The following is a 13,154-nucleotide window of genomic DNA, read 5'->3' on the forward strand; positions in this document are numbered from 1 at the left end:
GCACATCGACCGGCAAGGGCAGACATGGCACGCGGCACGACGATCATCTCCGACCGGCCCACCAGCAAGCGCGTGGGCGCCCTGGGCGCGTTGTGGCCCTTTGTCCGGCCCTACCGCGTCCAGGTGGCGCTGGCGCTGATCGCGCTGGCGGCCACCTCGGCCATCAGCCTGGTCCTGCCTTTGGCGGCCCGGAGGGTGGTGGACAATTTCGACGACGGGGCGGGGCTGCTGGACGAATATTTCGGCGCGGCCCTGATCATCGTGGCCCTGCTGGCCCTGGGCACGGCCGCTCGATACTACTTCGTCACCCGGCTGGGCGAACGGGTCGTGGCCGATATCCGCAAGGCGGTCTTCGCCCGGGTCGTCACCCTGTCCCCCGCCTTCTTCGAGCGCGTGATGACCGGAGAGATCCTGTCGCGCATCACCACCGACACCACGCTGATCCAGTCGGTGATCGGATCGTCGCTGTCCATCGCGCTGCGCAACATGCTGATCCTGGCGGGCGGGCTGGCGATGCTGGCCTTCACCTCGCTGAAGCTGATGGGGCTGGTCCTGCTGATCGTGCCCGCGATCCTGGTGCCCATCATCGGGCTGGGCCGCCGGCTGCGCGGGCTGTCGCGCGCCAACCAGGATTGGATCGCGGCATCGTCCGGGGCGGCGTCGGAAACGCTTCTGGCCGCGCAGACGGTGCAGGCCTATACGCATGAAGGCCGCAGCATCGCGCGCTTCGACGACGTGACGGAACGGTCCTTCGACGTGGCCCTGTCGCGCATCCGCACGCGGGCGCTGATGACCGCCATCGTGATCTTCCTGATCTTCGCGGGCGTCATCGGCGTGTTGTGGATCGGCGCGCGCGACGTGCGCACCGGCGTCATGACGGCGGGCCAGCTGGTGCAGTTCGTGATCTATGCGATCCTTGTCGCGGGCTCGACCGGCGCGCTGTCGGAAATCTGGGGCGAGTTGCAGCGCGCGGCCGGCGCGACCGAGCGTCTGGGCGAACTTCTGGCAGCCGAGGACGTGCTGACCGATCCCGCGCAACCCAAGGCCCTGCCTCGCCCCGTGCGCGGCCATATCGTCCTGCGGGACGTGAGCTTCCGTTATCCCACCCGGCCCGATGTCTCGGCCCTTGACGGGGTCGCCTTGACCATCCGGCCGGGCGAGACGGTGGCCCTGGTCGGCCCCTCGGGCGCGGGCAAGACGACCGTGATCCAGCTGATCCAGCGGTTCTGGGACCCTGCGACGGGCCAGGTGACGCTGGACGGCATCGACCTGCGCGACATGGCCCGCGCGGATTTCCGTCAGGCGATGGCGCTTGTGCCGCAGGACCCGGTGATCTTCGCGACCACGGCGCTGGAAAACATCCGCCTGGGCCGCCCCGATGCCACCCCGGCCGAGGTCGAGGCCGCGGCGCGGGCCGCCCATGCCCATGACTTCATCAGCACCCTGCCGCAAGGCTATGACACGCCCTTGGGCGAACGCGGGGTGATGCTGTCGGGCGGACAGCGCCAGCGCATCGCCATCGCCCGCGCGATCCTGCGCGACGCGCCCGTGCTGCTGCTGGACGAGGCGACCAGTGCCCTGGACGCCGAATCCGAATCCCTGGTGCAGGCCGCGGTCAGCCGCCTGTCCGAGGGCCGCACCACCGTTGTCGTCGCCCACCGGCTGGCGACCGTCAAGAAGGCCGACCGGATCGTCGTCTTCGACGGCGGCCGCATCGTGGCGCAGGGCACCCACGATGCCCTGGTGGCCGAAGGCGGCCTTTACGCCCGGCTGGCGCGGATGCAGTTCACCGACCTGGCCGTCCTGCCGGAACCCGCCTGATCACTTCGGCGCGGCATAGACGGCCGCCCAGAACCGAGTCCGCCCGTCCGGGCCGATCGCCTGGCCGATGCCATAGTCGCGGACCTGCGGGATCAGCATGTTCGCCCGGTGCCCGCCCGAGGCGTTCCATTCCGCCAGGACACGGTCCTGAGAGAACGGGCCGGCGGCGATATTCTCGGCCGTGACGCTCGGGGCGTATCCCGCGGCCTTGACCCGCGGGCCCGGCCCGCTGGTCCTGCTGCCGGCATGGGTCATGCGGCCCCTTTGCGCCATGTCGCAGGCATGTTGCGCCGCCACCCGTGCCAGCACGGGATCGGGCTGCACCGGGGCCAGGCCCGCGCTGCGGCGCACGGCATTGGTCGCCGACGCGCCGTGGCCGTTCTGGCTGGAGCTGGTGGAAAGGCATGTCGCCTTGCCCGCCGGCATCAGTTGCATGGCATGGGGATCATCGCCGCGCGCCGCGATGTCGGGTGTCGTCTGGGCGCAGCCCGCCATGAGGACGCAAAGCAGCGCTGCGGCTGAAAGTTGGATTGATCGAGTCATAGAGTTCCCACCTTTGAAGCAGGTGCATCCTACGAGTGAAAGTATGAATCGATTAACAATGCACGGTTGCAATCTAGGCAGCCGGACAGCCAATAACCAGATGGAACGCTTGCTTCAACCCCGCGTTTTTCATCAAATCAGCCGGAAACACAGCCGAAAGGACGCATGATGGCCATCTGGGATTTCGTGAAGGACGCCGGGAAATCGGTCTTCGGCAAGGCCGAGGCAGCCGAGGCCAAGGCCCCCGCCGCAGCGCCGGCGCAGGCGCCCGCCGCCGCCAAGCCCGCCCAGGACCCTGAAACCACGCGCAAGGTCGCGGCGCTGAAGGCGGAACTCAAGGCGCTGAACCTGGACAAGGACGACGTCCACCTGACCCTGCGCGGCGGCGACACCGTGAAGATCGAAAGCAAGGGCGCCGACCGCGAGACGCTGGAAAAGCTGGTCCTTGCCGTCGGCAACATCGAGGGCATCGCCAAGGTCGAGGCCGATCTGCCCTCGGATGACAAGGCCCCGGTCTTCCACACCGTCAAGAAGGGCGAGACCCTGTCCGAGATCGCCAAGGCCTATCTGGGCAGCGCCAGCAAGTACAACGCCATCTTCGAGGCCAACCGGCCGATGCTGTCCGACCCCGACAGGATCTATCCCGGCCAGACCCTGCGCATCCCCCAGGCCTGACACTTTGCTGACGCGGCGTCCCGCACCCCTGACGCCGCGTCCCGGCGACACCGTGGGCCAAGGCCCTTGCCCCTTTTCCCGCCGATAGACCATTGTATCCAAAAGCGGGATCAGGAGGATGGTCCCTGGGGGAGGATGGATGAGCCGTTTCGTCAGCTATGAAGACCGCAATGCCCTGGAAGCGGAGATGCCCTACGAGGCGCGCGGTCTTCCGGTCACGATCTACGGGTTCCTGGCCCGCACCGCCGAACGGTTTCCCGACCGGCCCGCGATCAGCTTCCAGCTTCTGTCCGGCCCCAAGGATCACGCGACCACGCTGACCTGGCAGGACCTGCTGGAGCGCGTGACCGAGACCGCCAACCTGTTCCGCAAGCTGGGCGTCGGCCCGACCGACACCGTGGCCTATCTGCTGCCCAACAGCATCGAGACCCCGGTGGTCCTGCTGGCGGGCGCGACCGCCGGGATCGTGAACCCGATCAACCCGCTTCTGGACGCCCAGCAGATCGCGGGCATCCTGCGCGAAACCCGCGCCAAGGTGCTGGTGACGCTGCGCGCTTTTCCCAAAACCGACGTGGCCCAGAAGGCGGCCGAGGCCGTCGCCAACGCCCCCGGCGTCACCCATGTGATCGAGGTGGACCTGAACCGCCACCTGCGCGGCATCAAGCGATACATCGTGCCGCTGATCCGCCCCCGCGTGAAGCGCCGCGGCAAGGCCAAGGTGCTGAACTTCGAGGCCGCGACCAGCGGGCAGCGCCACACGAGGCTCGAATTCGAGGACGTGCAGCAGGACCGCGTCGCGGCCTTCTTCCATACCGGCGGCACCACCGGCACGCCCAAGGTCGCGCAGCACAAGTATTCCGGCATGATCTACAACGGCTGGCTTGGGGGAACGCTGCTCTTTGACGAGAACGACGTGCTGATGTGCCCCTTGCCGATGTTTCACGTCTTCGCGGCCTATCCGGTGCTGATGTCCTGCATCGCCTCGGGCGCCCATGTGGTCATGCCCACACCCGCCGGATACCGGGGCGAGGGGGTCTTCGACAACTTCTGGAAGCTGATCGAACGCTGGCAGTGCAGCTTTCTCATCACCGTGCCGACGGCGATCTCGGCGCTGATGCAGCGGCCGGTCAACGCCGACGTCTCGTCGCTGCGGATCGCCATCTCGGGCTCGGCCCCCCTGCCGGTCGAGCTTTACAACCGCTTCAAGTCCGCCACCGGGGTCGAGATCGCCGAAGGCTACGGCCTGACCGAGGCGACCTGCCTGGTCAGCTGCAACCCCATCGACGGCGTCAAGAAGGTGGGCTCGGTGGGCATCCCCCTGCCCTATACCAATGTCCGCATCCTGAACCACGACGATGCGGGCCGTGTCCATGAATGCCCGACCGACGTGGTGGGAGAGATCTGCGTGGCCAATCCCGGCGTCTTTCCCGGCTCGACCTATACCGAGGCCGACAAGAACAACAGGCTGTTCGCCGACAGCATCTACCTGCGCACGGGCGACCTGGGGCGGCTGGACGCGGACGGCTATCTGTGGATCACCGGCCGCGCCAAGGACCTGATCATCCGCGGCGGCCACAACATCGACCCGGCCGAGATCGAGGAAGCGCTGCTTTCCCATCCGGCCGTGGCTTTCGCAGGCGCCATCGGCCAACCCGACAGCTTCGCGGGCGAGCTGCCTTGCGTTTATGTCGAACTGGTCTCGGGCGCCACGGCGACCGAGACCGAGCTTCTGGACCACGCCAAGGCCCACATCCACGAGCGCGCCGCCATTCCCAAGCACATCGAGATCCTGCCCGAGCTGCCCAAGACCGCCGTCGGCAAGATCTTCAAGCCCGACCTGCGCCGCATGGCCATCAAGCGCGTTTACGACACGGCCCTTCACGGCACCGGCGCCAGCGTGGCCGAAGTGGTCGAGGACAAGAAGCGCGGCCTGGTGGCCCGGCTGTCACGCACCCAAGACGTCGATGAAGCGGCGGTCAAGGCCAAGCTGGGTGAGTTCACGCGGCCGTGGGAGTGGTCCTAGAACACCAGTCCCACCTTCTGGCGGGATCGCGCTTTAAGTGTAGCTGCGCTTTGGTTAATACCGTTTAAGGCGAACCTGCCGGCTGCAGCAAGGACAGGCGATGAGCGAACTACTCCCGAAGGCAGGCTGGTCACGTGAAACCGTGGCCATCGGGAACGCAGCGGTATTTCCCGAGGAGCAGGCTGTCTGGGACGACCTCTCCCATGGTCCCTTCCTGACGGAAGCCATGGCGTCCTGGCGGGCCTTTCACCAGAACGACATTGAAACCATCAACGTCATACCTGAGCATGACAGCCCTACGGACGTTCAGCAGGGCCTGTCCTGTCTTTGGGCGGTGTCGGGCGTCGCGGTGTCAGCACTGATATCGCGCGAGTCGCTGGCCGTTGAGGACCAGGCAGTTGCCGGCCAGGACTTCGGCTTGGGTAGGACTGAAGACCCACGGGAATTTCCCACAACCGTGCCAAAGCTGACGACAGGAGGTCCCGCCGACCGGCGCGAAATCCGCATCAGGCGTGGCCGTCAATTCTGCCAGGCGCATCGGCCTTGTTCCGCGCGAACCAATAATGCCCGCAAATCCCCTGCCGCCCCGATCAGAAGCAGGACGGGGCGCCACCCGATCATCGCGCTATTGGCCGTAAGCCGGGTGACAGAGGGTACGGTTTCCGACCACCTGGGACAGGACGCGACCGGTCCCAGTGGCCTGGTCCGGAAACCGGTTCAGCACGGCTTTGCCGGCAGCCTGACCTGGCTTCCGTCGAAACACGACAACAAGTCTGCCCGAGTCGCGGTCGCAAGTTGCCCCGCCCGAATATAGGAACGCCTCATGAATGACCGCGACGTCAACATCCTTGGCATTTGCCGCTTTTCCATGCTGGGCCGGGGCGACTGGAAAGCCTATCGCAACCAGCCGGACGAGGCGCTGGAGACGATCTACCTGAAGCAGGCGCAGGACCTGTTCGCGCCGGAGCGCCTCGAAGCCCGTCTGGCGACATTCGAGCATCTGACCTTGCGGTCGCTGGCGAACCAGTCGGATGGGGACTTCCGCCTGCTGGTCGCCTCGTCGGACCGGATGCCGGACAAATATCGCAAGCGTCTGGAAACCATCTGCCGGGACGTGGAGCAGGTCGTGCTGCGCTTCCTTCCTCCGACCCATATTTCCGATGCCATCCAGCAGATCGCGCCCGAGGTCGGCCTAGATCTGGCCGACACGGTCCAGTTCCGCCTGGATGACGACGACTGCGTGTCCAAGGACTATATACGCCGCCTGCGCCGCCATGCGGCCAGCATGTGGCGCAACGCTCATTTCGCCGTCAGCTTCCCGTCGATCTTCTATTGCATCACGGACGGACCGACCGAGGGCATCTATGACTGGTACAGCCCCTTCTTCAGTGCAGGCGCTGCAATCCGCCATTCATCGCGCACGATCTTCGACTATGGTCATTATGCCATCCCCACGCGCCTGGTGGCGGTCACCGATCCGCATTTCCCCAACATCGTGACACATCGCGGCGACAATGATACCCCGCGTCACGCGCCCGAGATCCTGCGCAAGCGGGGAATGCGCCCGGCAAGCCGGGCCGACGTGGAGCGCGCGATCGAGCGGCATTTCGATTATCTGACGGCCGAGGGGATGGAGCTTTGCAGCTTCGACCGGATGCTGGCAACGGCCTAGACGACAGCGATGCGGTCCGTCCCGCCATGCGTCGGCCTTGCCCCTCCATGCCGCAGGCCGAACACCGCCCGCCGGGCAGAAGGGCCCGGTAACGCGCCTGTGTCTTGGGTGATTGGCTGATTCGGGTCACGCTGAACCACCGCAACAAGAGACAGGAGCCCTCATGACGCGACTTTCCCTTGCCACTCTCACCGCCTGCCTGCTTGCCGCGCCGGTTCTGGCCTCTCAAGGTCCGATCGGGACAGACAAGGCCGCAGGTCCGGCGCCCACGCTGATCGTGGCCGATTGCCCCGGCAAGCCGCCGGTGAATGCCTGAAGCCTGCGCAACGCCCGCGGGCGTTGCGTTTCCTGGCATAGGGTGGAGGTTCGCCCCACCTTTCATCGACGTCGCGATGGTGGGGTGAAACCCACCATACGGTTCAGCGCGCGAACTTCTTGTACTTCACCCGCTTCGGTTCGATGCTGTCGGGCCCCAGACGCCGCACCTTGTCCTGCTCGTAGGCCTCGAAGTTGCCCTCGAACCACTCGACATGGGCATCGCCTTCAAACGCCAGGATATGCGTGCACAGGCGGTCCAGGAAGAAGCGGTCGTGCGAGATGATGACGGCGCAGCCGGCGAAATCCTCCAGCGCGGCTTCAAGGGCCTGCAGGGTTTCCACGTCCAGGTCGTTGGTCGGTTCATCCAGCAGCAGCACGTTGCCGCCCGATTTCAGCAGCTTCGCCATGTGGACGCGGTTGCGTTCGCCGCCCGACAGCTGGCCCACCTTCTTCTGCTGGTCGCCGCCCTTGAAGTTGAAGGCCGAACAATAGGCGCGGCTGTTCATCTGCGCGTCGCCCAGGACGATCTGCTCGGCGCCGCCGCTGATTTCCTCCCACACGGTCTTCTGCGCGTCCAGGGCATCGCGCGACTGGTCCACATAGGACAGGTGCACCGTGTCGCCATAGGCGATCTCGCCCGCGTCGGGTTTTTCCTGGCCCGTCAGCATGCGGAACAGGGTGGACTTGCCCGCGCCGTTGGGGCCGATCACGCCGACGATGCCGCCGGGCGGCAGGGCGAAGTCCAGATCCTCGATCAGAAGCTTGTCGCCCATGGCCTTCTTCAGGCCCGTGACCTCGATCACGCGGTTGCCCAGGCGTTCGCCGTTCGGGATGATGATCTGGGCGCGCGACAGCTTTTCGCGCTCGGACTGGCTGGCCAGTTCGTTATAGGCGTTGATCCGGGCCTTCTGCTTGGCCTGGCGGGCCTTGGCGCCGGCGCGGATCCATTCAAGCTCGCGTTCCAGCGTCTTCTGCTTGGACTTGTCCTCGCGCGATTCCTGTTCCAGCCGCTTGGCCTTCTGTTCCAGCCAGGCGGAATAGTTGCCTTCGTAGGGGATGCCCCGGCCGCGATCCAGTTCCAGGATCCAGCTGGTGATGTCGTCCAGGAAATAGCGGTCGTGGGTCACGATCAGGATCGTGCCCTTGTATTCGATCAGGTGCTTTTGCAGCCAGGCGATGGTTTCCGCGTCCAGGTGGTTGGTCGGTTCGTCCAGCAGCAGCATGTCCGGCGCTTCCAGCAGCAGCTTGCACAGCGCCACGCGGCGGCGTTCCCCGCCCGACAGGCTGGTCACGTCGGCATCGTCCGGCGGGCAGCGTAGCGCCTCCATTGCGACATCGACCTGGCTGTCCAGATCCCACAGGTTCTCGGCGTCGATCTCGTCCTGAAGCTTCGCCATCTCCTCGGCGGTCTCGTCCGAGTAGTTCATGGCCAGTTCGTTGTAGCGGTCGAGCTTGGCCTGCTTGGCCTTCACGCCTTCCATCACGTTGCCGCGCACGTTCAGCGCCGGGTCCAGTTCCGGTTCCTGCGGCAGGTATCCCACGACCGCGCCCTTGGCGGCCCAAGCCTCGCCGGAAAAATCCTTGTCCCAGCCTGCCATCAGGCGCAGCAGGGTGGACTTGCCTGCTCCGTTGACGCCCACCACGCCGATCTTGACGCCCGGCAGGAAGTTCAGGCGGATGTTTTCGAAGACCTTCTTGCCGCCGGGATAAGTCTTGGACACGCCGTCCATGTGGTACACGAACTGATAGGACGCCATCAGAATCTCCTGCAGGTTTTGCTGCTATTTAGGCGAAAGCGGGGGCATGGGAAAGGTCAGCGCGTTTCCTCGACGAAATCAGTGCCCAGATGGTCCGCCAGGAAGGCCATCTGAGGGGCCATCCTTTCCGCCAAAGCTGCCACGGCCTCGGGATGGGGTTGCAGCGGGTTGCGGTTTGCGAAGACCTTCTCGGTGATATGGGAATAAAGATAGGGACCGATCCCCAGATAGGCCTCGACCGCATCCATCACCGATTGCGGATCGCGGGCGATGCGGCCGAAGGGCAGGACCAGCATGTCGGGAAAGCGGGCCTGCCAGCGGGGCAGGTAGCTGGCATAGTCGCCCCGGTCATAAAGGACCGGATTGTCGATCTCGGCCATCCAGTCGGCCAGCGTCTCGGGGCGCCGCTTTTCGCGCTGCAGGTTCATGCGCAATTGCGACACGGCGCGATCGACCGGATGGCGGATCAGGTAGATGATCCTGGCCTTGGGCAGGAAGTTCGCGATGTAATCGACCCCCTCGTCCGGCAGGGTCGAGTATTCGGGCGTGAAGTCCATCGGCATGGCGACGCGTGGCGCGGGGGCGAAGACGCGTTTGTACCACTGGTTGTGAAACATCTTGCCGCGCGTCACGGACTGCAGATAGCTTTCCAGATCTGGCGGAACAGGGATGCCGCGCTTCGCGTGGCGATCGCGGATTTCCTGCGGCTTCTGGCGGTAATGCCAGCCGATCCATTTCTGGTGGCCGGGAATGAACAGGTGGTTGAAATACTGCACCTCCTTGAACGGAGGAATCCAGATCTGCGGATGCTGGCCCAGCATCTGCGCCAGCCAGCTTGTGCCCGCCTTCTGCGCCCCGATGCAGAGCGCGCCGGGCTTTCGCGGTTGACCCGCGGGGTCCATGACCGTGCCCAGACTACTCAAGGCAACTTCACCACGGTGCTTTGCGAGTGGTTCGCATAGGTCGGCCAGTCGGGTTGATACGCCTCGGCCTGATTGCCCCAGACGGTCCAGCCGGGGCGTGGGCCGCGCGCGAACATTTCCAGCCGGGGACCCCAGGAACAGGCTTCGATCAGGGGGTACTGCTCGTCGGGCTTGCGGCTGTGCTCGCGCTTTTGGGTGGCGATGACGTTTTCCTGGGACCGGCCCGCATCCAGCGTGCGGACGTCCTTGCCGCGCACGCCGAACAGCAGGATTTCGGTCACGTTGCGGAAATAGAACCCCACGCCGCGCCGGTCGGGACCGCCATCCTTGCGGGTCTTGTACCAGATCAGGTTGGACTTGTAGGTGAAGCCCCAGCGCTCCATGACCTTCAACCCTTCCGGCAGCAGCGCGTTGGGCACCCACATGTAGAGATGCGACCGGGTGTCCGCGACGGTTGCGACCGGCAGGTCGCAGATCTCGTCCAGCGTCATCGTGGGATAGCGCGACAGGCGCTTGTGTTCCGGGGCCATCTTGCCGGTGCGGTTCTGGAACTGCCAGGGCGGGTCGGCCAGGATGGTGCCGAACCTGACCGCGCCGGCGGTGGCCAGAAGATCGTCAGACGCGCTGCTCAAGCTGGGCCTCCGCCAAAGGGTTCGCGATCCCGAACACCATTAGCGGACAGCCTGCCGCGCCGCCACCTTCAATCCAGGGTAGCCGGCGCGACCGCGTTACAATCGGCCCCAAAGGTCGTATTCGCCCGCCTCGTCCACCGTGACGGTCACGATGTCGCCGGGGGCGAGGCTTTCAAAGCCCTCGTCGATGAACAGGTTGCCGTCGATTTCCGGGGCATCGGCCTTGGTGCGGCAGGTCGCGCCCTGATCGTCCACGCTGTCCACGATCACCTCGATCCGGCTGCCCACCTTGGCTTGCAGCTTGGCCTCGCTGATCGCCTGCGCCTTTTCCATGAAGCGGTCGAAGCGATCCTGCTTGATCTCGGCGGGGACATGGTCGGGCAGGTCGTTGGCCCGCGCGCCCTTGACGTTCTCGTACTGGAAGGCGCCCACGCGATCCAGTTGCGCCTCGTCCAGCCAGTCGAGCAGGGTCTGGAACTCTGCCTCGGTCTCGCCCGGATAGCCCACGATGAAGGTGGATCGCAGGGTGATCTCGGGGCAGATCGCGCGCCAGGCGGCGATCTCGTCCAGGGTCCGGGCGGCGGCGGCGGGGCGGGCCATGCGGCGCAGCACGTCGGGATGGGCGTGCTGGAAGGGGATGTCCAGATAGGGCAGCACCAGGCCGTCCGCCATCAGCGGGATCAAGTCGCGGACATGGGGATAGGGATAGACGTAATGCAGCCGCACCCATGCCCCCAAGGAGCCCAGGTCGCGCGCCAGATCGGTGATATGCGCGCGGTGGCCGCGCTCGGTTTCAAACCTGCGGTCGAGACCATAGGCGCTGGTGTCCTGGCTGATGACCAGCAGTTCCTTGACCCCGGCCTGCACCAGCTTCTCGGCCTCGCGCACCACGGCATGGGCGGGGCGGCTGACCAGCTTGCCGCGCATGTCCGGAATGATGCAGAACTTGCACTTGTGATTGCAGCCTTCCGAAATCTTCAGATAGCTGTAGTGGCGCGGCGTCAGGCTGACACCCGATGCGGGCAGCAGGTCGATGAAGGGGTCGGGCTGCGGCGGCACGGCGGCATGGACGGCATCCAGAACCGCTTCGTATTGATGCGGGCCGGTCACGGCCAGCACCTTCGGGTGCGCGCCGGTGATGTATTCAGGCTCGGCCCCCAGGCAGCCGGTGACAAGCACCTTGCCGTTCTCGCGCAGCGCCTCGCCGATGGCGTCCAGGGATTCGGCCTTGGCGCTGTCCAGGAAGCCGCAGGTGTTCACGATCACCGCGTCCGCGCCCTTGTAGTCGGGGCTGATCGCATAGCCTTCAGCCCGCAGGCGGGTCAGGATGCGTTCGCTGTCCACAAGCGCCTTGGGACAGCCAAGACTGACCATGCCAATGGTTGGCTGGCCTTCCCGCCGTTCATCGGGAATACGGGCGCGCGCCAGGTCGGGGCGCAGATCGGGCGGGTTCATGTGCATCCGCCGCAGATAGGTGATTCGGTGCCGCCAGAAAAGGGGGATGCGACCTGTCGCGTTGTCGCCAGAACGTGATTTCCAGAACCGGGGCCGATCGGCAAGATGACCGCATGAGCAAAATGCGCCTGATCCTTGCCGCCGCCCTGCTGGCCGCCCTGGCCGCCACCAGCCATGCCGACATCGTCGAGCGCGGCCGCTTCATCGACGTGGAAAACCATCGCGGCGGCAACGTCCTGCAGATGGTCCAGTTGCGCGAACGGCTGGCGCAGTCGGGCAAGACGGTGCGCATCCGCGGCTATTGCCGTTCGGCCTGCACCATCCTGACGACGCTGCCCAATGCCTGCCTGGGCGGCGGCGCGCGCATCGGCTTTCACGCCCCGCGCATTCCGAACACCCAGATCATCCCGCCCCTGGTGGACCAGATCATGGGCAACTACTACCGCGGCGGCATCCGCGACCGCTGGTTCGGCGGCTGGAACAGGTCCATGGAGATGCAGGTCATCACCGCCCGGCAATATGTCCGCATGGACCCGCAGGCGCGGATTTGCGGCCCGGACCGGCAAGGCTCACTCGCGCAGCCGCCAGCCCGTCGCGAAGATCCAGCGGATCGCCACGCAGCACGCCGCGATCATCAGGCTGACCGCCACAAGGGACACGCCGACCGGCACGTCGGCAAGGCCGAAGAACGACCAGCGAAAGCCCGACACCAGGTACAGGACCGGGTTCAGCTTGGCCACGCCTTCCCAGAATGGCGGCAGCATGTCCGACGAATAGAACGCGCCGCCCAGAAACACCAAGGGCGTGATGACCATCATCGGCACGATCTGCAACTGCTCGAAGCTCTTCGCCCATAGGCCGATGATGAAACCCAGCAGGCTGAAGCCCGTCGCGGTCAGCACCAGGAAGGCCAGCATCCAGAACGGGTGCAGGATATGGACCCCCACGAAGAAGAAGCTGGTCAGCAGGATCACCAGGGCGATCAGCACAGCCTTCATTGCGGCGGCGCCGACAAAGCCCAGCGTGACCTCGATCCAGCCGACCGGGGACACCAGGTATTCATAGATGGTCCCGCTGAACTTGGGGAAGTAGATGCCGAAGCTTGCGTTGCTGACCGATTGCTGCAGGATCGTCAGCATCATCAGGCCGGGCACGATGAAGGCGCCGTATTCCACGCCCTCGACCGACTGGATGCGCCCGCCGATGGCCGCGCCGAAGACCACGAAATACAGCACCGTGGACACCACCGGCGACAGCAGCGACTGCATGACGGTGCGGAAGAACCGCGTCATCTCGTGGTGAAAGATCGCCCCCACGCCGGGCCAGTTGATGCCG

At 65.6% G+C, this 13,154-nt stretch carries 13 protein-coding genes; 6 read left to right on the forward strand and 7 right to left on the reverse strand.

Features of this window, described 5'->3' with window-relative positions; translation table 11 throughout:
* Positions 1 to 24 precede the first annotated feature (24 nt).
* Positions 25 to 1,821, forward strand: a complete 1,797-nt coding sequence (locus J0F76_RS10060) for an ABC transporter transmembrane domain-containing protein (protein WP_207468767.1) — start codon at positions 25 to 27, stop codon at positions 1,819 to 1,821.
* Here the strand turns inward: J0F76_RS10060 and J0F76_RS10065 are convergent, their stop codons facing one another.
* Positions 1,822 to 2,316 carry a CAP domain-containing protein gene (locus J0F76_RS10065; RefSeq protein WP_242690121.1) on the reverse strand — a complete coding sequence of 165 codons (495 nt, stop codon included), beginning with the start codon at positions 2,314 to 2,316 and terminating at the stop codon, positions 1,822 to 1,824. It abuts the gene before it with no gap.
* Positions 2,317 to 2,532: 216 nt separating this feature from the next.
* Here J0F76_RS10065 and lysM point away from each other — a divergent pair, with 216 nt between their 5' ends.
* From lysM to J0F76_RS10090, 5 genes are all read left to right on the forward strand, one after another.
* Complete coding sequence (gene lysM, locus J0F76_RS10070) at positions 2,533 to 3,039, forward strand: peptidoglycan-binding protein LysM (RefSeq protein WP_207468768.1); 507 nt, start codon at positions 2,533 to 2,535, stop codon at positions 3,037 to 3,039.
* 139 nt (positions 3,040 to 3,178) lie between these two features.
* Positions 3,179 to 5,062 carry an acyl-CoA synthetase gene (locus tag J0F76_RS10075; protein ID WP_207468770.1) on the forward strand — a complete coding sequence of 628 codons (1,884 nt, stop codon included), beginning with the start codon at positions 3,179 to 3,181 and terminating at the stop codon, positions 5,060 to 5,062.
* A gap of 100 nt (positions 5,063 to 5,162) precedes the next feature.
* Positions 5,163 to 5,876 carry a hypothetical protein gene (locus J0F76_RS10080; protein ID WP_207468772.1) on the forward strand — a complete coding sequence of 238 codons (714 nt, stop codon included), beginning with the start codon at positions 5,163 to 5,165 and terminating at the stop codon, positions 5,874 to 5,876.
* Positions 5,877 to 5,885: 9 nt separating this feature from the next.
* A complete protein-coding gene (locus tag J0F76_RS10085; protein ID WP_207468774.1) occupies positions 5,886 to 6,734 on the forward strand; it encodes a glycosyltransferase in 849 nt (282 codons plus the stop codon).
* A gap of 163 nt (positions 6,735 to 6,897) precedes the next feature.
* Positions 6,898 to 7,050 carry a hypothetical protein gene (locus tag J0F76_RS10090; protein WP_207468776.1) on the forward strand — a complete coding sequence of 51 codons (153 nt, stop codon included), beginning with the start codon at positions 6,898 to 6,900 and terminating at the stop codon, positions 7,048 to 7,050.
* Between the two features lie 103 nt (positions 7,051 to 7,153).
* Here the strand turns inward: J0F76_RS10090 and ettA are convergent, their stop codons facing one another.
* From ettA to J0F76_RS10120, 6 genes are all read right to left on the reverse strand, one after another.
* Complete coding sequence (ettA, locus tag J0F76_RS10095; protein WP_207468783.1) at positions 7,154 to 8,809, reverse strand: energy-dependent translational throttle protein EttA; 1,656 nt, start codon at positions 8,807 to 8,809, stop codon at positions 7,154 to 7,156.
* 56 nt (positions 8,810 to 8,865) lie between these two features.
* Positions 8,866 to 9,732, reverse strand: coding sequence for a sulfotransferase family protein (locus J0F76_RS10100; RefSeq protein WP_242690122.1), 867 nt, complete (start codon positions 9,730 to 9,732; stop codon positions 8,866 to 8,868).
* Positions 9,729 to 10,364 carry an MT-A70 family methyltransferase gene (locus tag J0F76_RS10105; RefSeq protein WP_207468785.1) on the reverse strand — a complete coding sequence of 212 codons (636 nt, stop codon included), beginning with the start codon at positions 10,362 to 10,364 and terminating at the stop codon, positions 9,729 to 9,731. Before J0F76_RS10105 ends, J0F76_RS10100 begins: the two co-directional genes overlap by 4 nt.
* Before the next feature lie 96 nt (positions 10,365 to 10,460).
* Positions 10,461 to 11,825 carry a 30S ribosomal protein S12 methylthiotransferase RimO gene (gene rimO, locus J0F76_RS10110; protein WP_207468786.1) on the reverse strand — a complete coding sequence of 455 codons (1,365 nt, stop codon included), beginning with the start codon at positions 11,823 to 11,825 and terminating at the stop codon, positions 10,461 to 10,463.
* Positions 11,816 to 12,196 (reverse strand): hypothetical protein, encoded by a 381-nt coding sequence (locus J0F76_RS10115; protein WP_207468787.1) that lies wholly within the window; start codon positions 12,194 to 12,196, stop codon positions 11,816 to 11,818. The genes rimO and J0F76_RS10115 overlap by 10 nt, the downstream gene beginning before the upstream one ends.
* A 192-nt stretch (positions 12,197 to 12,388) precedes the next feature.
* Positions 12,389 to 13,150: an ABC transporter permease gene (locus J0F76_RS10120; protein ID WP_374299801.1), complete on the reverse strand. Its 762-nt coding sequence runs from the start codon at positions 13,148 to 13,150 to the stop codon at positions 12,389 to 12,391.
* Positions 13,151 to 13,154 lie beyond the last annotated feature (4 nt).

This window comes from Paracoccus fontiphilus (genome assembly GCF_017356265.1).
GTDB classification, from domain to species: domain Bacteria; phylum Pseudomonadota; class Alphaproteobacteria; order Rhodobacterales; family Rhodobacteraceae; genus Paracoccus; species Paracoccus fontiphilus.